We start from the raw sequence: 21,215 nt of genomic DNA, 5'->3' as shown, positions 1-21,215 counted from the left end.
AATTAGGCTTGATTTGTTTCTTCGGGTTGATGAATGGTTCTTGTTCTGAAAAACGCTCCGAAAAACACCGACAAAACTACGTAAAATATAAGAATTGCTGCAAAATATCCTGAAAAATGACTTGCGGTAAGCATATCTTTTCCTTTTAAAGCCTCCGGAGTAAAGCTTTGAAGCCTTTCTTTATACTTCTGATCCAGTTCATCAATATCTTTTTGATGCTTCAGGATTTTTCTTGCACTGGTATACTCTGTATCCAATTCTGATTTTTGTCTTTGAACATATTGGTAGTTCAGCAGTTTTTTGGCATCAGTATCTGCAAAGTTTAAAAAGGCATAAATACTCAAAATGGAAAGAATTCCCCCGATAAACATCGGAATGAATGCTCTTTTGAAAGCTTCTTTAAAACTTACTACTCTATGGTTGTTCCAGTATGATTTTACAGACCAGAAAGCGGCTCCGGCATATAAAACAGGTAAGACGAACGCATTGGCTTTCAGAGAGATATCAAAATAATTGATCCCTGAGAAAAAAGTGTATACTACAAAGAAAACGATCATTGTAGCGATAAAAAGTATAATTCCTAGTGTTGATGGACTTTTCGTCATATTTAATTTTTTAGAAAAAAGTTGAAAAATTATTCCTCTAAATGTCAGCCGTTTAGCTCTACCACTGCATTTTTTCGACTAATTTTCTTTAATAAAGTTTTGAAGTTAACAAATATTTCCTACCTTTGCAACGGCAAGTCCTAAACAACCAGCTCCTGAGAATCCTCCAGGGTGGGAACGCAGCAAAGGTAATCGGTCGTAGCGGTGTGATTTAGGTAGCTTGCCATTTTTTTTTGGTTTAAAGTGAGAAGAGAGGTAATTTGATAATTATCTTTTTTTGTTTTTAATACCTTACGCATCATTTTCATTTTTTTTAATTTTCAGATTACCGACTCCCGTTATTGATTAAAATTCGAATGTCTCACCTAATTTTGGTAAAACAAGTTCTACATTTTTATCTACAAAATGCTTTAATGCACTTTCATGATTGATCTCAATGGCAGGGAAAGTATCAAAATGACATCCGATCACTTTGGGAGTTTTTAATAATTCTGCTGCAGCGAAAGATGCTTTTCTCGGGCACATTGTGTAGTGGCTCCCGATAGGAAGGATAGAAAGGTCAATATTCCCATATAACCTTGGAAACAGCTCCATATCTGCCATTACTCCCGTATCTCCTGCCAAATAGATGTTCTTACCTTCAGGAAGTCTGAAAATATAACCTACGGGAACGCCTCCATAGCTTCCATCCGGAAAAGAACTTGTATGATGAGCCGGAACCATGGAAATTTTAAGATCGTCGATTTTTGCCGATCCTCCTAAGTTCACATCATCTTTATTTTTTGCCTGTGTAAAATATCCGCATACTTCCGGTACTCCGATTACGGTTGCTTCCGGGTAATGCTGTAATACCTCCGCTACATCTGCAATATGATCTCCATGAGCATGGGTCAATAGAATGTAATCGATTTTTTGAGCGGTAATATCAAAACCTGATTCCGCTTTTTTGTAATTGTAAAAAGGGTCACTTAAAATTGTTTTGTCCTTGTACGTGAACAGAAAACAATTTTGCCCTAAGAATTGTATTTTCATTGTAAATTTAATTTCAATTATGATTAAACACAGATGACTCAAACAATTTCACAAACAGCCCAATATAGTGACATTCGTGAAAGCATTCGTGCCATCCGTATTTTCTTTAAACGCAACTGCGTTATTTATTTTAATCTATTATTTCGACGGGAATTTATCTTCGATAAGTCTCAGGTTGATCCCATGTTCCAGATAAGCCTTACAACCGTCTAAAACTGTCGTAAAGCCGCCTGTATTGTCATTAATTTCCTTCAGCAGATCTTTACCCGTCTGGCTGAATCCATAGCTTTTAATGACAACAAGAGTACCGTTTTCCATCGTTTTGAATTCATAGTCTACGTTTACAGAAGGCTCGCCCCATTCTGTCCTGATCAGCTGGTTCGGAATAATCTGGTGAACTTTCACTACGTTTTTTACGCCGTACATTTCCCATTCCCAGGTTACCGTAGTTCCTTCTTCTAATTTTCCGGTAGATTTTGTAAACCAGAAATTAGTAGTGACTTCAGGGTTGATGAATGCTTCAAAAACATCTTCAACCGGTTTTCTGATAAGCATCTGAGCTTCCACATAAACATTAGAATCCATGATATACTATTTTAGATTTAGTTAAATAAATTAAGTCCGGCTGCTGTAAGAATTGCCATTACAAACGTCATAATCCCAACCTGCTTTAAATACTGATCTAATTCTTTCGGCTCTTTTACTGACATGATATTCCTTCTCAGTTTTGCTAATGGGAACAAAAGGATCATTACAATGAAAACATAGTAGTTTTGCTGCTGTATAAACCCGTTTACTCCTAAAAAGATAAGGATCAGTACCAATGGAAGCTGTAACAGGATCATTTCATAGATCATTGCATTTTTGAATCCGATTCTTAATGCAAAACTGTTCTTTCCTGATAGTTTATCACTTTCAATATCTCTCATATTGTTCAGGTTCAAAACCGCCATACTCATCATTCCTACAGCAGTTCCCGGCAATAGCATATCCCAGCTGAATGTTTTTGTAAACAGGAAATAACTTCCGCATACGGAAACCAATCCGAAGAAGATAAATACAAAAATATCTCCCAATCCTATATAACCGTAAGGCTTCTTCCCTACTGTGTATCCGATTGCTGCTAAAATACTGGCAACTCCCAGTCCTATGAAAATATAGAACTCATTCATATACTCCGGAATGAAAGCTACATATAATAAAGCTATGGTAGCGATGAAAGACAATGCTGAAAAAAGAATTACTGCATTTTTCATCTGCTTCGCCGTAATTTTTCCTGATGCTACTGCTCTTGCTTCTGCTTCATTGATCCTTTTTGCATCGGTTCCTTTTACTCCATCGCCATAATCATTGGCATAGTTTGATAAAATCTGATACAAAAGCGTTACCAAAAGTGCGAGTGCAAAAATCTTCCAGTCCCATGTTCCACCTTCCCTGTACAGCCTCCATTTTGCAATGAAAGCTCCCATAATAATCCCGCTTAAAGACAGCGGTAAAGTTCTGAGCCTTGCGGCTTTTATCCAATCAGTCATAATTTATAAGTAATGAGCAATGAGTAATAAGCAATGAAGTACTCATTACTTATTACTCATCGCCAATGTTATGATATCCATTGATCGTCTCCGAAGTTCGGTTTTCTTTTTTCAAGGAAAGCATTTCTTCCTTCTTTAGCTTCTTCTGTCATATATGCCAGACGGGTTGCTTCTCCTGCAAATACCTGCTGACCAACCATTCCATCGTCTGTAAGGTTCATTGCGAACTTCAGCATTCTGATAGACGTTGGTGATTTTGCAAGGATTTCCTGAGCCCATTCGTAGGCTGTATCTTCCAGTTCCGCATGAGGAACAACTTTGTTTACCATACCCATTTCATAAGCTTCCTGAGCGGAATAGTTTCTTCCTAAAAAGAAGATCTCACGGGCTTTTTTCTGTCCTACCATTTTAGCAAGGTAAGCAGATCCGTAACCACCGTCAAAACTTGTCACATCAGCATCAGTTTGCTTGAAGATTGCATGTTCTTCACTAGCTAAAGTAAGGTCACACACTACGTGAAGAGAGTGTCCGCCACCAACGGCCCATCCCGGAACCACAGCAATCACTACTTTGGGCATGAAACGGATCAGACGCTGTACTTCAAGGATATTCAAACGGTGTCTTCCGTCTTCTCCTACATATCCCTGATGCCCTCTTGCTTTTTGGTCTCCTCCACTACAGAAAGCCCAGCCACCGTCTTTAGGGCTTGGTCCTTCTCCTGAAAGCAATACCACTCCTATGGAAGGGTCTTCATAGGCGTCATAAAAGGCATCGTATAATTCTGAAGTTGTTTTAGGTCTGAAAGCGTTACGCACTTCCGGTCTGTTGAAAGCAATTCTTGCTACTCCGTTAGATTTTTTATAGGTAATATCTTCGTATTCCTTAGCGGTTTTCCACTCGATCATCTTATAAAAATTTTTCTCAAAGATACGGAATTACAGAGAATTTCCGAGGGTGAAATTTAAGGTTCACGTCTATAAAAGAGAGAAATTTTGAATGAGGAATTCCGGTGTAAATATTTACACCAGAAATAGTATATCCGGTAGCTCATGGCTCAACCTAACAGGTTTTTGAAACCTGTTAGGTTTGTAGGAGTAAGCGCCTTTGCAGCCATTCCATTTTTAAATCAAAAAAAACCGGAACATTTCTGTTCCGGTCTTTTATTATTTGAGGTTATCAAAAATGATTATTTTGCTCCAGCTGCTGTCAGTTCAGCTTCTTTTGCTTTCATTTCTTTAACTTTATCCATGTTTTTGGTTACGATATAAATTTCTTTTAATGCAGTAACCGCATCAAGGCTTTTTGGTGCTGCCTTGTACCAACCTTCAGCATATGGTAGTGCTTTGTTGAATCTTTCTCTTCTCTCATCGATCAGTTTGGAAGCTTCGTCCGGCTTATCTTTTCTTAAAGCATTGATCTGCCCAACGATGGTAGCATCATCACCAATAGTAGTATAGACAAGGTTCTGGTGTGCATCAGCAAAATCAGGTTTAAGCTCGATTGCTTTTTTGAATGATTCCAAAGCATCGTTTACAGTTGCCGGAGTTTTAGCCTGCATTACCCCTAAGTTGTACCAATTTGTAGCATCATTAGGGTTCTTTGCTAACTGCTCCTTCAAACCTGAAACGAATTTATCTGTATTTCCTGACTGAAGGTATGCTGTAGTCTGAGCTTCTTTAAGCTTAGCATTGTTTGGGTATTTCGCCAGTCCTTTTTCAATGATTGTAAGTGCTTCAGCAGGTTTTTTAGCATTCAGAAGCAATGAAGATAGAGTTTCATATAACTCAGGCTCTACGCTTTTTGTCTGCTCTGTTTTGAAATCGGTATAATCCGGGTTTTTCTTCATAAGCTCCCATGTAGCTTTATCAAGATTCACCACCTGTCCGCTTTTCTTTTCTTTTGCAGTATACGTAGTTTCTACTCCTGTAAATCCAGAATTCACCAGGTCTGTATATATTTTGATAGATGCATCACTGTTATTCGCCAATGCGTGGCTAAGTCCTGCATAATACATATATATTTTATTATCCTGACCGGTAGATTTCAATAGGTCATATACCTCTATAAACTTAGGAGCTGCTGCTGCATAATTTTTTGCATTGTAAGCATCCATAGCTGTTTTGTTTGCCGCCTGAAGCTGCGCATTCAAAGCGTTTGCATCTTTATCTTTCTGCCCGAAAACGAAAGCAGATGCTACGATAGCCATTCCTAAAATCAGTTTCTTCATAATAACTATTTTATATTAATTGTACATTTATTCTTCAGAATCAGAGTTCTCAGTTTCCTCATCCTGAGGGGCTGCATTATCGTCTTCAAGGTTATCAAATAGTGTTCCTGTTCCTTCCTGAATTACATCTTCAGTGCCTTCAGCATCTTCAAGTTCTTCAGAATCATCCTCTACATCTTTATCCATTTCTACTTTTGCAATGGCTGCAATTTCGTCATTTTTCTTAAGGTTGATCAGTTTTACTCCCTGAGTATTTCTACCCATTACTCTCATTTCATCCATTCCCATTCTGATGGCAACACCGGATTTGTTGATAATCATCAATCCGTCTTCGTCTGTTACGTTTTGAATAGCAATCAGGTTTCCTGTTTTTTCAGTAATGTTCAGGGTAATTACTCCTTTTCCTCCTCTGTTGGTAATTCTATAGTCTTCTACTGCAGTTCTCTTTCCATATCCTTTTTCAGATACCACAAGTACTGTTTCGTTCTCTACGTCATTCACAACAATCATACCAATAACTTCATCATTATCTTCCATCGCTATACCACGCACCCCGATAGATCCTCTACCTACTTCTCTTACTTTTTCTTCAGGGAAACGGATACATTTACCGTTTTTGGTAGCAATCATAATCTGAGAAGTTCCGTTGGTAAGGTAAGCTCCTAGTAACTGGTCATTATCTCTGATCTCAATAGCATTCACACCGTTTACTCTTGGTCTGGAGTATGCTTCCAATGAAGTTTTCTTGATCGTACCGTTTTTGGTTACCATCACAACGCTCATCTGGTTTACATATTCTGAGTCTTTCAGGTTGTTGGTTCTGATATATGCTTTGATTTTATCATCCGGCTCAATATTGATAAGGTTTTGTACCGCTCTTCCTTTCGCCGTTTTGGATCCTTCAGGAATTTCAAATACTCTTAGCCAGTAACATCTTCCTTTTTCTGTAAAGAACAGCATATACTGGTGGTTGGTTGCAGAAACGATGTACTCAAGGAAGTCAGAATCCCTTGTTGTTGCCGCTTTGTTTCCTACACCTCCTCTGCTTTGAATTTTGTACTCAGAAAGGGATGTTCTCTTGATATATCCTGCGTGAGAAATGGTAAGAACTACAGATTCGTTCGGAATAATATCTTCAATAGACATTTCTCCTCCTGAGTAATCAATTTCCGTTCTTCTTTCGTCGCCGTATTTTTCTTTTACTTCAATAAGTTCTTCCTTAATGATCTGGAATCTTCTCGGCTCATTCGCTAAGATATCTTCCAAATTGGCAATTTCTTTCATGATTGCATCATACTCATCACGGATCTTATCAAGCTCCATTCCTGTAAGACGAGCCAATCTAAGATCAAGGATAGCCTGAGCCTGAATGTCTGAAAGCTCGAATGCTTCTATCAGTCCTTCTTTTGCAGCCTGAGGGTTTGCACTGTGACGGATAATGGAAATGGCTCTGTCTAAAGCGTCCTGAGTTCCGATCACTTTCATGAATCCTTCTAAGATATGCGCTCTTTCTTTTGCTTTTTTAAGCTCAAACTGAGTTCTTCTTACGATGACCTCATGTCTGTGTTCTACAAAGTGGTGAATGATATCTTTAAGGTTCAGCTGCTCCGGTCTTCCGTGTACCAATGCAATATTGTTGACACTGAAAGAGGTCTGAAGTGCTGTATATTTATATAAAAGGTTTAGAACAACATTTGGAATAGCATCGTTTTTCAGTTCATAAACAACACGCAATCCTTTTCTGTCTGATTCATCTCTGATCTCGTGGATACCAGGAATTTTTTCATCTTTTACAAGCTCTGCCGTTCTGGCGATCATCTCAGCTTTGTTTACCTGATAAGGAACTTCAGTTACGATAATAGCGTTTCTGTTTCCAATTTCTTCAAAGTTAACTTTCGCTCTCAGAACTACTCTTCCTCTACCTGTATGGAAAGCATCCCTTACACCGTCATACCCATAGATAATACCTCCTGTAGGGAAATCCGGTGCAACGATGTGCTGCATCAATTCATCGATGGTAACATCTTTGTTATCAATATAAGCACAGATGGCATCTACAGATTCTGAAAGGTTGTGTGGCGCCATATTGGTTGCCATCCCTACTGCAATACCTGAAGCTCCGTTTACCAAAAGGTTAGGGATTTTAGTAGGCATTACTGTTGGTTCCTGCAAACTGTCGTCGAAGTTATTCTGGAAATCAACTGTTTCTTTGTCTAAGTCCGAAAGAACCTCATCAGAGATTTTTTTCAATCTTGCCTCGGTATAACGCATTGCTGCCGGCGGGTCACCGTCCATAGATCCGAAGTTACCCTGCCCGTCTACCTGCGGATAACGCAAGCTCCAGTCCTGGGCCATCCTTACCATTGCATCATATACAGAGGAATCTCCGTGTGGATGATATTTACCCAAAACATCCCCAACAATTCTAGCAGATTTTAAATATTTTCTATTAGAAAAAACCCCTAATCCATACATACCATAAAGCACTCTTCTATGAACGGGTTTCAAGCCGTCTCTTACATCCGGTAACGCTCTTGAAACGATAACGGACATCGAATAATCGATATAAGACGACTTCATTTCATCAACAATGTTGATAGGAATCAGTCTTTCTCCTTCTTTTTGCATAAACAAATTTTATTATAATGATAGTCAGACCCTTAGCTGAAAGTCTGAAAATTATTTATTTTGAATTTTTATTAACGGGCTAATTTACGAAAAAAATGCCGATTTTTGTGCTAGAATTTATCCACAAAATCTTAAAAATTCATAAAATATGAGCGTATTGAGTATAACTTTCCACTGTACGAAAAATAATCTGGAAGAATGGGAAAATTATATTGACGAAACACTGATTTTAATGACTGAAAATCTGATGGATGTCAACAAATACATCTTATCTGAAGTTCACAGTGACTATATTGATGAAGGAAAAAATTATAATCTCCTATTGGTCTTTGATAATGATGAACTGAGAAATGATTTTCTTGAAAGCGAACTGAAAAATATAGCAGAGCGAATTGAAGCTAAGTTCGGGCAGGAAGTACTGATCTTCGATACACTTTTGAATCCGAAAAAATCTAAGCTGTAATATACAAGCAAAAAGCACTGAAATTTCAGTGCTTTTATTTTATCTGTGATGTCCATGACCACGGCCTCTGTGATGATGACCACGATCTTCATAGATGTATACTTTTTTTACATGTCCAGGTGCATAATATCTTGCACTTCCGCCATAATACCTTTTTGCATGTCCCGGTGGCATTCTTCTTCCATGAGGCTCATGCACTATGCATGATGACAACATAAACAGTACCACGCCTGCCCCAACAATTTTAAACATACTTTTCATTATTCTCACTTTTTCCATTTCGATAGCGAAATATATCAATGATAATGCCAAAAAATATTATCATACATATTGTGTGGGTAAATACCACTTTAAATTCTTATCCGGCTAATAACGGTGTCTTTTTTTTACCTGTCCGGGAGCGTAATCTTTTGCGCTGCCACCGAATACTTTTTTAGCCTGTCCCGGCGGAATTTTCTTAGGTCCTCTTCCATGATCATGAACAATACATGATGACAGCATAAACATTATGATAAGAACTCCTGTAATTTTAAACATATTTTTCATTATTTCACTTTTTCAAACTTAGTTATTCAATAAATCAAGCTTGATGCCAAACAGCATTAATCATTTAAATTGTGAATTTTCAAAATCCTAAGGTAGCGAATTATTCATCATTATATTCTTTCACTTCTCTTTTCCATCAGAACGAGATCTTTCCATTGTCCATTAAGATTTCCTATTTTCTTTCGAATGCCTACCATTCTAAAGCCATTTTTCTGATGCGATTTGATGGCCATTTCATTTTCAGAAAACAGATTGGTCTGTAAGGTCCAGAATCCATGATCTTCACTGTCCAGGATTATTTTTTTCAGTAATATGGAACCGAGTCCCTTTCCCTGGTATTCGTTATCAAAATAAATGCTTACTTCAGCTACTCCTTTAAAAGATTCTCTTTTGCTAACCGGTTTTAAGGCACACCATCCCACGACTGTATTGTTTTCATTTTCCAGTACCCAGCGGCAATCATTGAAATATTCCATACTCCAGGCTTCTGCAGTAGGAACTTCTGTTTCTAAAGTAGCGATCCCGCTATCCACTCCCTGTTTGAAAATTTCCAGTACTCTGGCTTCGTCATTGGGAAGCATTTCTCGTAATTCGTAATTCATCGTATTTAATGGTATTTTTTCTTGCTTTTTCTTTTAATTCTTGAATAGTGGGTCTGTTTACTCTTTTCATCTTCAGAAACAACACTGATATTGCCGTCAACTTCCAGGACGGATATTTTCACATTTTTTATGTCATCAATCCCGTGCTCCCTTATCGCTTCCTCCAATTCTCCCTGTGTAATTTTCACCCGGTTCAATGCCGACTGGTCTGTAACGCCATCCCGTATAAGCACTACCGGTTCATCTTCCATAAATCTCTCAAAGGAGCGGCTGGAAAACATGAATCTTTTCAAAAGAAAATTAGCTACAAACAAAACCAATGCCGCAACAATTCCTCCCTGCAAAGAGGTATCCGGCCCTACCATTGCATTTTGAACTGCATTAGAGATCAGAAGCAAGAGAACTACATCTCCTGCATTAAGCTGGGAAAGCTGATTTTTGCCAAATAATCGGATGGCGATCACCATAAACAGGTAAACGCAAAGGGAACGAACAGCAACGTTAAGAATAGGATCCACCATTTTTTTATCTACTCAAATGTATTGATTTTTTGCAATTGTATGAATGGATTCGTGAAAATGTATTGATGATAGAGTATAGAATTGTTATGATGTTTTAATTTTACTATTCCTTAGTATAGGTTTGGAAATAAGCCTGAAGAATATTTAGAATGATAAAGTCCCTATTTTTTCATTTATACAGCCTGTGGGGGAAACAGAACCTTCATCAGCAGCCAGAAAAGCCATTAATGAAAAAGTCAACCGTCTTTACATAAAAAAACCGCTTCCAGGAAACGGTTTATTTTTTTTATGGACATTGAACGATTGGAACTTCGCTGCAAAATACTTTATTTGCCCATTCGCAATATGTACAATACTGTTTAGGCTGTCCTCCGTACACTGACTTCAAATCTACTTTAGTCAGCTTCTTTAAATTTTTCATATAGTTTTAATTTATGGTCTACCAAAATTAAAACGAATATCTCTAAGACTTCTTATAATTTAATGATTTATGTTTTCATTATTCACACTTTTTTGATAAAATATCTATGGAAATTTCAGTCTAATTCAGTATTAAATACTATTTATTATCAATTCCTACAGTTACCGGCATCACATATGTGCAAGATATCATATTATCTGTCAGACTTTTATGATCATTCTAATTAGACAGTTCAAAATTACGCTTTTTAAAGACATGGCAGTCCCAGGAGATCCATTTCTGAACTCCACAGCATACTGACCTTGCCTTTCGAATCTGTTTCAAAAATAGCTCTTTCCGGGAACTGACAATTGGACCCGGAATTCCTGTTGTGCCATTTAAAGTCATCATAGTAAGTAAAATACAGGTTTTTATAGTTCCCGTAGACAATGGGATTGTAATTCCCGTGACCATAATTATTTTCTGTACTTTCTTTTGACGCTGATTTTTTTATAGACTGATTTATTTCTTTATAATTACGGCCATATTGTAATGGAATTTCATTTTCCGAGGCAATAAGAGGGTTTCCGATCTGTTTTTTATCAATATTCAGGATATAAGCAATATAATCATTCCCACATTCTGTAGATTGGAAAATAATTCTTTTTATTTCAGATTTCTGAGAACCTTTTGTACCGTATACAAAATAGCTGTCTTTCATTTCTTTTTTAAATGCATCTTCAAATCTCTTGTTATAAATCCACGGTCCTGCAGAGATTGTATCATAATACTGATAGTCTTTCATTTCCCTGCGGTAGATCCACGGAAGTGAATCTTTTACAAGAAACTTTTCATATTTTACGGATAAAGGGTCATCCTGATCATTAAACTGTACCGGAATACAAATAGCCATGTCTTTATCTGTAAGCTGATAGACTCCGAAAACACTACTTTTGTCCAGCTTATACTCTATTTTGCTGACTACCACACTATCATTTTCAGGAACCGGATTTCGTGTAGGTATGTTTTTTTCTTTTTTACAGGATAAAAGCAAAGCAAGTAATGCAAGGATGATATAATTTTTCATTCGTTTGGATTTAGTTTTCTTATAAAAATAAAAAAGAATCTGCTTTCGCAAATCCTTTTCTATGATTAAATTTATATTTTATCACTCCAATTCCCTTTTCAGGAACTTTCCTGTTAAACTCTTCTTAGATTTTACAATCTCCTCCGGAGTTCCCTGGGCTACGATCTGCCCGCCGTGTTTTCCTCCTTCGGGACCAACATCGATGATATGGTCTGCTAATTTGATTACGTCCATATTGTGTTCAATGATGATGAAAGAGTTACCCAGTTCTACCAATTGATTGATAGCATCCATCAGGATTTTTACATCTTCAAAGTGAAGTCCCGTTGTAGGCTCATCAAGGATATAAAGCGTATTTCCGGTTTGTCTTTTCGCAAGTTCGGTTGCAAGCTTGATACGTTGTGCTTCACCTCCTGAAAGGGTTGTTGACTGTTGCCCCAGGGTAATATATCCCAATCCTACATCCTGCAGTGTTTTTACTTTTGCAAAAATCTTTGGAATCGGCTGGAAGAAATCTACCGCTTCATCAATGGTCATATCCAGAACATCAGAGATAGATTTTCCTTTGTAACGAACCTCCAGAGTTTCTCTGTTGAAGCGTTTTCCGTTGCAGGTTTCACAGTGAACATATACATCCGGGAGGAAGTTCATTTCAATGACCTTCAACCCGCCTCCCTGACAGGTTTCGCATCTTCCGCCTTTTACGTTGAAAGAGAATCTTCCCGGTTTGTACCCACGAATCTTACTTTCCGGCAGTTCTGCGAAAAGGTTTCTGATATCAGTAAACATTCCGGTATAGGTTGCAGGATTGGAACGTGGCGTTCTTCCGATCGGGGTTTGGTCTACATCTACAATTTTATCAATATTTTCCAGTCCTTCAATTTTTTTATAGGGCAAAGGTTCCTGAACAGCTCTGTAGAAGTGTTTGTTAAGGATAGGATATAAAGTCCCGTTGATGAGTGAAGATTTTCCGCTTCCTGAAATTCCTGTTACCACAACAAGCTTTCCAAGAGGAATATCCAAGGTTACATTTTTAAGGTTATTTCCTGTAGCGCCTTTTAATATGATATTTTTTCCGCTTCCAGCTCTTCTTTCTGCGGGAATTTCAATTTTTCTTTTTCCATTAATATACTGGGCGGTGATGGTATCAGCTTTCAGGAGATCTTTCGGCTTCCCCTGCCAAAGGATTTCTCCACCGAATTTACCGGCTCTGGGGCCAATATCCAACACCTCATCGGCTTCCAGGATCATATCTTTATCATGCTCCACCACCAATACGGAATTCCCGATATCTCTCAGGTTTTTCAGGGAATGGATCAGCCTTTCATTATCTCTCTGGTGAAGCCCGATACTTGGCTCATCAAGGATGTATAATACATTCACCAGCTGAGAACCAATCTGCGTTGCCAGACGAATCCTCTGGGACTCTCCTCCTGAAAGGGTCCTGGAGCTTCTGCTCAAACTCAGATAATCCAGTCCGACATCCAGTAAGAACTGAAGTCTGGTTTCGATCTCTTTCAGAATTTCATGAGCTATGATTTTATTTTTTTCTGAGAATTTATCTTTTACATCAGTCAGCCATTCTTTTAAATCAGCTAAACTCAATCCGTTTACCTCAGCAATATTTTTTCCATCAATTTTAAAGCTCAGACTTGACGACTGAAGACGGGTTCCGTTACATTCCGGGCAAGTTTCTTCTGTTGTAAAGTGTCTCTCCAGTAAGATCGCTTCGTAAGATTCTCTTTCATCAATGATTTCCTCCATGAAAACGATTAATCCGTCAAAACTGATCTTTATTTTTTTGGTAATACCTGCATATTTCAGGTCTTTATTAAATTCTTTATGGCATCCGTTATAAATATAATCCAATGCTTCTTCCGGGATATCCTGAAGCGGAGTTGTCAGTCCCAAACCAAAGATTTCAAGAATGTTTTTGATTTGTGAGAGTATCCATTTATTGGATTTAATGTCTTCCAGTGGGAGTAAACCTCCCTGGTTTATGGAAAGTTTCGGGTTATCTATAAAATAATCTGTATTGATCTTTTTGATGGTTCCCAGTCCTTTACAATTCGGACAGCTTCCTTTGGGTGAGTTGAACGAAAAAGTATTAGGCTCAGGTAATGCTAATGAATGGCCGGTTTCAGCATCCATCAGGTTTTTTGAGAAATATTCTATATCTGTACTTCCTAATTTCTGAATTCCGATAATTCCCTCGCCCATTTCCATCGCTGTACGCAGGGATTTTTCCATTCTGCCTTCTGAAGCGCTTTCTCCAATAATCCAACGGTCGATCACGATGTCGATATCGTGGGTTTTATAACGGTCAAGTTTCAGATCATATTCAATGTCCTGCAATTCGCCGTCAATTCTTGCCTGTCCATACCCTTTTTTGGCCATCTGCACAAAAAGTTCATGGTAATGTCCTTTTCTGGAACGTACCACAGGGGCCAGCAACATGATCTTTTCTTTTTTATAGTTCTCTTTGATCGTTTCCAGAATCTGATCTTCGGTATAGCTTACCAATTTCTGACCTGTAGACAATGAGTACGCATCTGACACCCTTGCATACAAAAGACGTAAAAAGTCATATAATTCTGTAACGGTACCTACAGTAGAACGTGGATTTTTGTTGGTTGTCTTCTGTTCAATGGCGATAACCGGGGAAAGTCCTTCAATTTTATCTACATCGGGACGTTCCAATCCTCCTAAGAACTGACGGGCATATGCTGAGAATGTTTCGATATAACGGCGTTGCCCTTCTGCAAAAATAGTATCAAAAGCGAGTGACGATTTCCCACTTCCGGAAAGTCCGGTAATTACAACAAGTTCGTTGCGGGGAATCTTAACGTTAATGTTCTTCAAATTATGTTCACGTGCTCCGTAAACTTCTATATATTCTGTTGATTTGCTCATAATTCGGAGTGACTTTGTCTGAAAATCACGACGTGCAAAATTACGGATTTTTATGGAATTTTTTCGAATTTCGAAGGGTTAAAATTTTTATAATAAAGCTTTGTTTCTACCGGTTATGATTGTGTATTTTATACCAATGCGAATTATAGGTTTTGGCTAAAGCCGATGGATATGTTATTATTGAAAAAACGGGCTAAAGCCCGTTTCTATTGATGTGGTAATTATATTTTTATCATTTGTGGGTACAGTATTGCCAAACCTCACGGTTGACATCTGCAATGATCTTTTCCGTATCTGCCATTTCTTCATTATTATTTTTCAGATAAATAAGCCGATGGATATATCATATTGAAAAAACGGGCTAAAGCCCGTTTCTATTGATGTGATAATCATATTTTTTTCATTTGTGGTATAGTATTGCCAAACTTCACGGTTGGCATCTGCAATGATCTTTTCCGTATCTGCCGTTTCTTCATTAATATTCTTCAGATAAATAGGTTTTGGCTAAAGCCGATGGGTATATTATTAATGAAAAAAATGATTTTTTCAACTTTCATCGTAGATGTTTTTAGGGATAAAATATAAAAATGCCGCAGGAAATACGGCATTTTATATTGTAACGGATGCTAAATTTTCAAAGGAGTTTTACATATCCTGGAATTCAACATCTTCATTGGTTATCTTTACAAGATATTCAATTCCGTCTATTGCTTTTGCAATGATCTGGTTCCGGAGAATATTGGCCATATTTTCCCAGTAGGCTCTTCCATAAAAAGAGTAGTTTTGCGGAACAATTTCTACCTCAACAGTCCTTACGAAACCTTCTTTAGGTTTATTGCTGATCATGGTTCCTCTTCTTACCCTCACCTCTCTCAATTCATCTTTCAGGACCATTCTGCAGTAGTTTTTGACATCTTCAAGAGAAATAATTTTATCTCTTGTCGTAAGGGCATATTTATAAGCCTGAATACTGTCTGTCCCTTTCTGCTCTTCTGATCCGCCCAATGTTTCGGTAAGCAGTATAACTGTCTGCGATTTCAGCTGGTTTGAAAGTTCCGTGCCAGGACGCATATGATTGGCCAGTGTACAGTGAGTAACCCAGAAAGCAGCGTAGGTATGGTCTGTTTTTTCCACAGGCTCCATGATCACATAGTTAAGTTCCTGTCTGATATTTCTTTTGGCATTATTTACTTTCTGTACCATAGATTTCATCTTATCAGACATTTCACTGAGAACACCTTTTACATTATCCCTGTTGAGAAGGGAGAATGCTGCAATCTCATCTCTTGTAAGCTCCAGGACATTTGCAATCATATCTACTGCATTTCTGTTGGTGAAACGCTCCATTCCTCCTTTTCTTACCGTATATAATCCTTTCTTCAGGTCGTCTGCGGGAGTGAAGGGAATTTCCGTGTATTTTCTTCCATCACCATCCTGAACCTCATCTACATACAGAAAATGCTCGCCTTCATCTGTTACCAAAGGAATATTATTACCCATAATATCAAGGCTGTATTCTGTTTTCTTCCATCCCCGGTTATAGATTGGGAATGCGTTCAGTACAAATGAGAAGTTATCCAGAATCTCTGCAGAAAACTGTGGTGGAAATTCGAAAGTAAGCCATAAATACTTTTTGTTTTCTATATACTTACGAATTTCTTCTTTTCCAGCCAGGAATTCAAGATTTTGCGGAAGCTGGCCCGGCTCTGAAAAGAGACTCTGAGATAAGCCTGTAATTTCAATGAATTTATGACGGTAGATGCTCTTAATATCTTCAATCACTTTATTTCTGATCGACTGTTCTTTGAACATCTGCTCATATCCATCCGTATGATTTTCCGTAAGATAACTTAAGCCTTCTCTTACAAACAAAGGGTTTCCGTTGCTTGAAACAGTGATATAAGGCAATAGTTTATACACAAAGTCAAGGTGTTCGAAAGCCGGATTGGAACAGAATACACTCATGTATTTAGGAAAGTTCTCACTTACATATTTACTTACATCCACCCCTATTGTAATCTTTCTGTAATCTTCCGGTCTTCCCGGAAATCTTGCGATAGGAATTTTGTTGAACCTGTCATCAATGCTGTAACAGGTATTTCCTACAAACATGATGGAAGTATGTGTTTTATTGATTCTCACATTCCCTACCGGGGTAAAAGGAATATTAAGTTGTTTGTCCGATTCTGATTTTACGGTAGAAGTCATCTGCTTACGGAAGAAAAACTCCGTATGTTCCAACAAAACTTCTGAAGACTCATAAGGCTGTGTAAAAGCCACAGCATGAGACGGGATGGGATGGGTATAAATAGATGGTGTAAGCAGTTTTGCCAGTTTTTCTAAAATACGGGCATTCACCGTTTGTATTTCATTATTCGCTTTGAAAACTTCTGTACTGAATGCATCAATCAATAGCTTTACAAAAGGATCTAAAGATTGCGGGCTCTTCAGTCCCCATACTTTAGTTGCATTCTGAAGCATTCTTGCTTTTACAGATTCTTTGGAATAAATATTCTGATCTAAATTCATAATTTCTTTTCGCTGTTAAAAATATTAATCAATAGACATAGGACTCAGGAACAACTCTGTTGAAAAGCTGAAACGTTCTCCTGTTTCCTCCATCTTGGCATTGATGGCAATTCTTACTTTCTTTTTGATTTCTGTGTGTTCTTTGGTATCATAGCTGTGCTCTACAAATTGTATATGAGCATCAATCTGCGGCTGTACAATGCGGGGTTCATACTCCTGGATCTGTCTTCTGAGACTTTTGATAAAAACACTTTCCCAGATGGCACTGGTTACTCCATTATCAAATTCCAGGTTCCAGACATCGTTTCCATAGTTTTCGTCATACCTGTTCTCCCCTTTTTTGGTGGTGATCAGCAGCATGATATTGTGAGCAATACTTTCTCCCATATCGCAGGTATCGATACTTCCGCCTTCGGTCATTAAAGTAGACGGAACGAAAGGCATTCTGTAATTTGGTGTATCCATAACTTCTTAATTTTTTACTTCATGGTCTGTCGTTAAAAACGAAATACCAAAATACACATTTTCACTAAATAATTGTCATATTCCATTAAAATATTATTCAAAATTCAGGGCTTTCAACTGAATTGAAAGCCCTAAACTATTATATCTCTTAAATTTTTTATCACAGGTTAGCGATCTGTTTTTTTCCGGTTGATAAAATAATATACCGGAAGTCCCAGGAGTACCATTACAAACCCCGGCCATGTATATTGCTGCTTATAAATTAAAAGCAGGATACAGAAACATGTCCCGATCAGCAGATAAATAATGGGTGTTACGGGATAAAGCCATGTTTTATAAGGCCTTTCCAGTGCCGGCTGTTTCATTCTCAGGTAAATAACTCCAAAAACCGTTATCATATAAAACAACACGATGACAAAAGAAATCATATCCAACAGGTTGCCGTACTGACCGCTCAGACATAACAGTGAAGCCCAGACGCCCTGCATCCACAAAGCATTTTCCGGAACTTCATTTTTATTATTTTTTATGGCAGATGCAAAGAACATTCCGTCTTTGGCCATTGTCTGAAAAACTCTTGCCCCGGCTAAAATAAGTCCGTTATCACATCCGAATGTAGAGACCATTACCAGCAGTGCAATAATAACGGTACCTGCACTCCCGAAAATATTCTGTGAAGCTGCTACAGCAACCCTGTCATTGGTGGCAAATGCAATTCCATCCCTGTCCAGTGCATTCAGATAGACAAAATTAACAGCAATGTAAAGAAGCATTACGGCAGATGTGCCATAAATCATAGATTTTACTACATTTCGTTTCGGATTATCAATTTCTCCTGAAACAAACGTTACACTTTCCCAAGCTACCGAACTGAAAACCGAGCCCACCATCGCAGCAGCAATTCCTCCCAGCAAAGTCATTCCGCCAATCGGTTCCCAGCCTTCTTTAAGGAAGTTACCGCTAAGATCCTTTTTAAGGTTATTAAAAGAATCTGTTCCCAGACTGAAATTTTCAGACAGATGAGAGAAATCAACCAATATAAAGCCTAATGCGATCAGTCCTAATAATGCAATAATTTTAGATCCTGTAAATATATTCTGAAGAATTTTTCCACTTTGAACTCCCCTTGTATTGATATAAGTGAGCAAAAGAATAACTGCTATTGCCAGCACCTGAATCCAGGTAATCTTAAATTCCCCGCTTTGAAAAATAGGTGCTGCATCATTGAGAGAAGGTATCAGATAGGCTGTAAATTTACCAAAAGCCATTGCTACTGCCGCAATCGTTCCGGTTTGTATCACCGTAAACAATCCCCAGCCGTAAAGAAAGCCCATCTTCTTTCCGAAAATTTCTTTCAGATAGGTGTACTGCCCTCCGGCTTTCGGAAACAGTGCGGAAAGCTCACCATAGCTGATCGCTGCGGCTACAGTCATGATTCCTGTGATGATCCAGACTACAATTAGCCAGAATCCTGATCCCAGGTTCCGCATCATGTCAGCACTTACAATAAAGATCCCGCTTCCGATCATAGACCCCATCACCAGCATGATGGCATCCCATAGTTTCAGTTTTTTCTGCATAGTCAAGTATAGGGTTCAAATATAAACAAATCTCGCATTCGTTTTGAATTTTATTAAAGTTTTGCACAATCACTTGATTTTTGTCATTTTTTATTCTGTTATCATTCAATATTAATTAGTATTTTTGGAAAAATATTAACAATGAAATTTAAAACGATATTATTCGCTGCAGCTGTTACTGCTTCAAGTCTTGCATTTGCACAGCAAAGTGGTCCGCCACCAGGAAATGCTGTAGTAGGTGATACTTATGGAGGTGAAGTCTCTTCATCCGTTGAATCTAAAGCCATCACAGCAGATAAACTGGGCAAACAGCTTAAAAAAGACAACAAAAAAGTTGAAAATATTGCTGTTAAAGGAAAAGTAACAGATGTTTGTGATAAAAAAGGATGCTGGCTTACCATTCAGACAGAAGACAATTCTAAGTTTTTTGTAAAAATGAAAGACTATGCTTTTTTTGTACCTACAGCTTTAAAAGGTAAAAATGTTGTACTGGAGGGTAATGCGGAAAGAAAAGTAATTTCTGTCAATGAGCAGAAACATTATGCAGAAGATGCTAAGAAGCCTCAGTCTGAGATTGATGCCATTACACAGCCTAAGGAAGAGATCAGATTTGTAGCAAACGGAATTAAAGTGGTGAATTAACAATTCTCAAACTCATACTTTTACAAATTCTTCGGGAATAACAAAAATAATAGAGACTCTGGATTTTTTCCGGAGTTTTGTTTTTTTAAGTTTTGGCTAAAGTCCGGGCTAGGTATTTTATAATTTTGATAAGCAGACTAAAGTCTGCTCCTATTGAATGATATCTCTGGCGGATTTCGCAGATTTCCTGACTATAAAAACTGTCGTTCCAATGAAACAGATTTAAATTCTTAATTTTTCAGGAAAAACAATATATTAGGAAAAGGAATTCCTGATAAAAACAGTATCGGCAATCCTTTGGATTGCCGATACTGTTTAGTCTTCTATTTTAAAATCTACTACAGCATCCAGTTTCGGATATCTGGTAGCAGAGATGAATTTCTTTCCGGTACAGTCTATCTCCAGCCAGCCTTTTTTTCTCTTTACATCTCCGGCTTCCATCACAAAAGGAATAAAGGAGATCTCGTCCTTACCTTCTTCTTTCATTTCCCTATACTGAACGGCAATATCTAAAATGCATTCATGTTCCGTATTGAGTCTTACATTTCTGTAAACAATATCATAATGGGTCTCTTTATTTTCAGGAATCTCAAGGTAAGCTTCCCATCCTGTAATATCGGAATTCAGTTCGCTGATGGCTTTCAGTGCATAATATAGGGCAACAGTATAATATTTTCTGGTTCCTTTTCGGGTATAATCATCTACAAAATGTCCGCCTTCAAATAAAATAGTAGGCATACCGGCTTTGATAAAATTATCCCCGGTAGAAGTAGGATAAAATTCATCAGAATATCTTCCGATCTGGTTAGGGATCATTTCTTTAAGATGATTGTAAACACTTCCGATCACTGCCATACATTTTTTACGGTTCTCAGTAACGGTACGTTCCACATTTTCGGAAGGTGCCAGAAAGGAAAGAGTGGCAGGATGAACACCGTCTGTTGTAAAAATGGTTCTCTGCTCATGGAGATTTAAAGCATAATCATACTTCTTTGATGAAGCTGCTTTTTTAAGAAACTTAATTTCTTTACTTGCTTCATTATGAAAATCCCTGTTCAGATCAATGTCTGCAGCATTGAGTCTTGTCCATCTTTCAGATCCGTCCGGATTCAACATAAAGATAAAGTCCAGTTTTATTTTACTGAACAGATCCTGTTTCATTTCAGGAGCTTTATCAAGACTTATCAAAAGATCAAGCATGGCATGGGTGGCATTGGATTCATTTCCGTGCATTTGTGACCAGGCCAGTACATTGATATTTCCGGTTCCGATGCTTAACTGATAAATCGGTTTGTTTAAATATGAAGTTCCAATCTCCTGAATATAATCGCTGAGATTCGCCTGTAGGTAAGAAAATAATTTTTCAGGGGAAATATAGCGATTTGAGAAATCGGGGTTTTGAGAATAGATCTGTTCAAAGTTCATTGTTAGAAATAATTTACA

The 21,215-nt window shown here is 37.8% G+C and carries 20 protein-coding genes and 1 other RNA gene; 3 read left to right on the top strand and 18 right to left on the bottom strand.

The genetic code is table 11. The features are described 5' to 3' along the window. Nucleotides 1–2: 2 nt before the first annotated feature. Nucleotides 3–605 (bottom strand): DUF4199 domain-containing protein, encoded by a 603-nt coding sequence (locus ACTJJF_RS04410; protein ID WP_440698810.1) that lies wholly within the window; start codon nt 603–605, stop codon nt 3–5. 131 nt (nt 606–736) lie between these two features. Between ACTJJF_RS04410 and ffs the strand changes: the two genes are divergently transcribed. Further along, nucleotides 737–834, top strand: an RNA gene (gene ffs / locus ACTJJF_RS04405) — signal recognition particle sRNA small type. 116 nt (nt 835–950) lie between these two features. On the opposite strand, the gene ACTJJF_RS04400 is transcribed toward ffs, so the two are convergent. The 6 genes from ACTJJF_RS04400 to gyrA all read right to left on the bottom strand — a co-directional run bounded on the left by ACTJJF_RS04400 (nt 951) and on the right by gyrA (nt 8,024). Further along, nucleotides 951–1,637, bottom strand: coding sequence for a metal-dependent hydrolase (locus ACTJJF_RS04400; protein WP_440698809.1), 687 nt, complete (start codon nt 1,635–1,637; stop codon nt 951–953). 138 nt (nt 1,638–1,775) lie between these two features. Beyond that, the gene (locus ACTJJF_RS04395; RefSeq protein ID WP_440698808.1) at nt 1,776–2,222 is read right to left on the bottom strand and encodes an SRPBCC family protein; all 447 of its coding nucleotides are present in this window, start codon (nt 2,220–2,222) and stop codon (nt 1,776–1,778) included. Nucleotides 2,223–2,239: 17 nt separating this feature from the next. Next, on the bottom strand, nt 2,240–3,169 hold the full coding sequence (gene menA / locus ACTJJF_RS04390) for a 1,4-dihydroxy-2-naphthoate octaprenyltransferase (RefSeq protein ID WP_440698807.1): 930 nt from the start codon (nt 3,167–3,169) through the stop codon (nt 2,240–2,242). 68 nt (nt 3,170–3,237) lie between these two features. Beyond that, nucleotides 3,238–4,074, bottom strand: coding sequence for a 1,4-dihydroxy-2-naphthoyl-CoA synthase (locus tag ACTJJF_RS04385; protein ID WP_123842346.1), 837 nt, complete (start codon nt 4,072–4,074; stop codon nt 3,238–3,240). A 281-nt stretch (nt 4,075–4,355) separates the two neighbouring features. After that, on the bottom strand, nt 4,356–5,396 hold the full coding sequence (locus tag ACTJJF_RS04380; RefSeq protein WP_312303125.1) for a tetratricopeptide repeat protein: 1,041 nt from the start codon (nt 5,394–5,396) through the stop codon (nt 4,356–4,358). Nucleotides 5,397–5,423: 27 nt separating this feature from the next. Further along, entirely contained in the window at nt 5,424–8,024 is a 2,601-nt protein-coding gene (gene gyrA, locus ACTJJF_RS04375) for a DNA gyrase subunit A (RefSeq protein ID WP_440698806.1), read from the bottom strand. Between the two features lie 148 nt (nt 8,025–8,172). On the opposite strand from gyrA, the gene ACTJJF_RS04370 reads away from it, so the two are divergent. Beyond that, nucleotides 8,173–8,487, top strand: coding sequence for a DUF4286 family protein (locus ACTJJF_RS04370; RefSeq protein ID WP_312303121.1), 315 nt, complete (start codon nt 8,173–8,175; stop codon nt 8,485–8,487). A gap of 39 nt (nt 8,488–8,526) precedes the next feature. On the opposite strand, the gene ACTJJF_RS04365 is transcribed toward ACTJJF_RS04370, so the two are convergent. The 10 genes from ACTJJF_RS04365 to ACTJJF_RS04320 all read right to left on the bottom strand — a co-directional run bounded on the left by ACTJJF_RS04365 (nt 8,527) and on the right by ACTJJF_RS04320 (nt 19,130). Then, nucleotides 8,527–8,739: a hypothetical protein gene (locus ACTJJF_RS04365; protein WP_312303119.1), complete on the bottom strand. Its 213-nt coding sequence runs from the start codon at nt 8,737–8,739 to the stop codon at nt 8,527–8,529. 114 nt (nt 8,740–8,853) lie between these two features. Continuing rightward, nucleotides 8,854–9,033 (bottom strand): quinol oxidase subunit 4, encoded by a 180-nt coding sequence (locus ACTJJF_RS04360; protein ID WP_440699234.1) that lies wholly within the window; start codon nt 9,031–9,033, stop codon nt 8,854–8,856. 110 nt (nt 9,034–9,143) lie between these two features. Continuing rightward, nucleotides 9,144–9,635, bottom strand: coding sequence for a GNAT family N-acetyltransferase (locus ACTJJF_RS04355; protein WP_312303115.1), 492 nt, complete (start codon nt 9,633–9,635; stop codon nt 9,144–9,146). A 5-nt stretch (nt 9,636–9,640) separates the two neighbouring features. Then, on the bottom strand, nt 9,641–10,153 hold the full coding sequence (locus ACTJJF_RS04350) for a DUF421 domain-containing protein (RefSeq protein ID WP_440699229.1): 513 nt from the start codon (nt 10,151–10,153) through the stop codon (nt 9,641–9,643). Between the two features lie 289 nt (nt 10,154–10,442). Next, entirely contained in the window at nt 10,443–10,577 is a 135-nt protein-coding gene (locus ACTJJF_RS04345) for a bacteriocin-like protein (protein ID WP_083988440.1), read from the bottom strand. A 247-nt stretch (nt 10,578–10,824) separates the two neighbouring features. Further along, on the bottom strand, nt 10,825–11,643 hold the full coding sequence (locus ACTJJF_RS04340; protein WP_440698805.1) for a hypothetical protein: 819 nt from the start codon (nt 11,641–11,643) through the stop codon (nt 10,825–10,827). Nucleotides 11,644–11,724: 81 nt separating this feature from the next. Next, nucleotides 11,725–14,556: an excinuclease ABC subunit UvrA gene (gene uvrA / locus ACTJJF_RS04335; RefSeq protein WP_440698804.1), complete on the bottom strand. Its 2,832-nt coding sequence runs from the start codon at nt 14,554–14,556 to the stop codon at nt 11,725–11,727. Nucleotides 14,557–15,201: 645 nt separating this feature from the next. After that, nucleotides 15,202–17,085, bottom strand: a complete 1,884-nt coding sequence (locus ACTJJF_RS04330; protein ID WP_440698803.1) for a type VI secretion system baseplate subunit TssF — start codon at nt 17,083–17,085, stop codon at nt 15,202–15,204. A 24-nt stretch (nt 17,086–17,109) separates the two neighbouring features. Then, entirely contained in the window at nt 17,110–17,550 is a 441-nt protein-coding gene (locus ACTJJF_RS04325; RefSeq protein ID WP_066692510.1) for a GPW/gp25 family protein, read from the bottom strand. A gap of 167 nt (nt 17,551–17,717) precedes the next feature. Further along, nucleotides 17,718–19,130 (bottom strand): APC family permease, encoded by a 1,413-nt coding sequence (locus ACTJJF_RS04320; RefSeq protein WP_312303104.1) that lies wholly within the window; start codon nt 19,128–19,130, stop codon nt 17,718–17,720. A gap of 141 nt (nt 19,131–19,271) precedes the next feature. On the opposite strand from ACTJJF_RS04320, the gene ACTJJF_RS04315 reads away from it, so the two are divergent. Continuing rightward, nucleotides 19,272–19,772, top strand: coding sequence for a DUF4920 domain-containing protein (locus ACTJJF_RS04315; protein ID WP_440698802.1), 501 nt, complete (start codon nt 19,272–19,274; stop codon nt 19,770–19,772). Nucleotides 19,773–20,087: 315 nt separating this feature from the next. Here the strand turns inward: ACTJJF_RS04315 and ACTJJF_RS04310 are convergent, their stop codons facing one another. Beyond that, nucleotides 20,088–21,197, bottom strand: a complete 1,110-nt coding sequence (locus ACTJJF_RS04310) for a M14 family zinc carboxypeptidase (RefSeq protein ID WP_312303098.1) — start codon at nt 21,195–21,197, stop codon at nt 20,088–20,090. Nucleotides 21,198–21,215 lie beyond the last annotated feature (18 nt).

The sequence above is a fragment of the Chryseobacterium sp. 22458 genome, assembly GCF_052044975.1.
Classification (GTDB): domain Bacteria; phylum Bacteroidota; class Bacteroidia; order Flavobacteriales; family Weeksellaceae; genus Chryseobacterium.
The sequence above is the reverse complement of the archived record's forward strand: the minus strand, read 5'-3'. Positions and strand labels throughout refer to the sequence as shown.

What these genes read in the sequence shown, in the direction of transcription:
- ACTJJF_RS04410 (WP_440698810.1), bottom strand. Translation starts at nt 605, where the DNA reads ATGACGAAAAGTCCATCAACACTAGGAATTATACTTTTTATCGCTACA.
- ACTJJF_RS04400 (WP_440698809.1), bottom strand. Translation starts at nt 1,637, where the DNA reads ATGAAAATACAATTCTTAGGGCAAAATTGTTTTCTGTTCACGTACAAG.
- ACTJJF_RS04395 (WP_440698808.1), bottom strand. Translation starts at nt 2,222, where the DNA reads ATGGATTCTAATGTTTATGTGGAAGCTCAGATGCTTATCAGAAAACCG.
- menA (WP_440698807.1), bottom strand. Translation starts at nt 3,169, where the DNA reads ATGACTGATTGGATAAAAGCCGCAAGGCTCAGAACTTTACCGCTGTCT.
- ACTJJF_RS04385 (WP_123842346.1), bottom strand. Translation starts at nt 4,074, where the DNA reads ATGATCGAGTGGAAAACCGCTAAGGAATACGAAGATATTACCTATAAA.
- ACTJJF_RS04380 (WP_312303125.1), bottom strand. Translation starts at nt 5,396, where the DNA reads ATGAAGAAACTGATTTTAGGAATGGCTATCGTAGCATCTGCTTTCGTT.
- gyrA (WP_440698806.1), bottom strand. Translation starts at nt 8,024, where the DNA reads ATGCAAAAAGAAGGAGAAAGACTGATTCCTATCAACATTGTTGATGAA.
- ACTJJF_RS04370 (WP_312303121.1), top strand. Translation starts at nt 8,173, where the DNA reads ATGAGCGTATTGAGTATAACTTTCCACTGTACGAAAAATAATCTGGAA.
- ACTJJF_RS04365 (WP_312303119.1), bottom strand. Translation starts at nt 8,739, where the DNA reads ATGTTTAAAATTGTTGGGGCAGGCGTGGTACTGTTTATGTTGTCATCA.
- ACTJJF_RS04360 (WP_440699234.1), bottom strand. Translation starts at nt 9,033, where the DNA reads ATGAAAAATATGTTTAAAATTACAGGAGTTCTTATCATAATGTTTATG.
- ACTJJF_RS04355 (WP_312303115.1), bottom strand. Translation starts at nt 9,635, where the DNA reads ATGAATTACGAATTACGAGAAATGCTTCCCAATGACGAAGCCAGAGTA.
- ACTJJF_RS04345 (WP_083988440.1), bottom strand. Translation starts at nt 10,577, where the DNA reads ATGAAAAATTTAAAGAAGCTGACTAAAGTAGATTTGAAGTCAGTGTAC.
- ACTJJF_RS04340 (WP_440698805.1), bottom strand. Translation starts at nt 11,643, where the DNA reads ATGAAAAATTATATCATCCTTGCATTACTTGCTTTGCTTTTATCCTGT.
- uvrA (WP_440698804.1), bottom strand. Translation starts at nt 14,556, where the DNA reads ATGAGCAAATCAACAGAATATATAGAAGTTTACGGAGCACGTGAACAT.
- ACTJJF_RS04330 (WP_440698803.1), bottom strand. Translation starts at nt 17,085, where the DNA reads ATGAATTTAGATCAGAATATTTATTCCAAAGAATCTGTAAAAGCAAGA.
- ACTJJF_RS04325 (WP_066692510.1), bottom strand. Translation starts at nt 17,550, where the DNA reads ATGGATACACCAAATTACAGAATGCCTTTCGTTCCGTCTACTTTAATG.
- ACTJJF_RS04320 (WP_312303104.1), bottom strand. Translation starts at nt 19,130, where the DNA reads ATGCAGAAAAAACTGAAACTATGGGATGCCATCATGCTGGTGATGGGG.
- ACTJJF_RS04315 (WP_440698802.1), top strand. Translation starts at nt 19,272, where the DNA reads ATGAAATTTAAAACGATATTATTCGCTGCAGCTGTTACTGCTTCAAGT.
- ACTJJF_RS04310 (WP_312303098.1), bottom strand. Translation starts at nt 21,197, where the DNA reads ATGAACTTTGAACAGATCTATTCTCAAAACCCCGATTTCTCAAATCGC.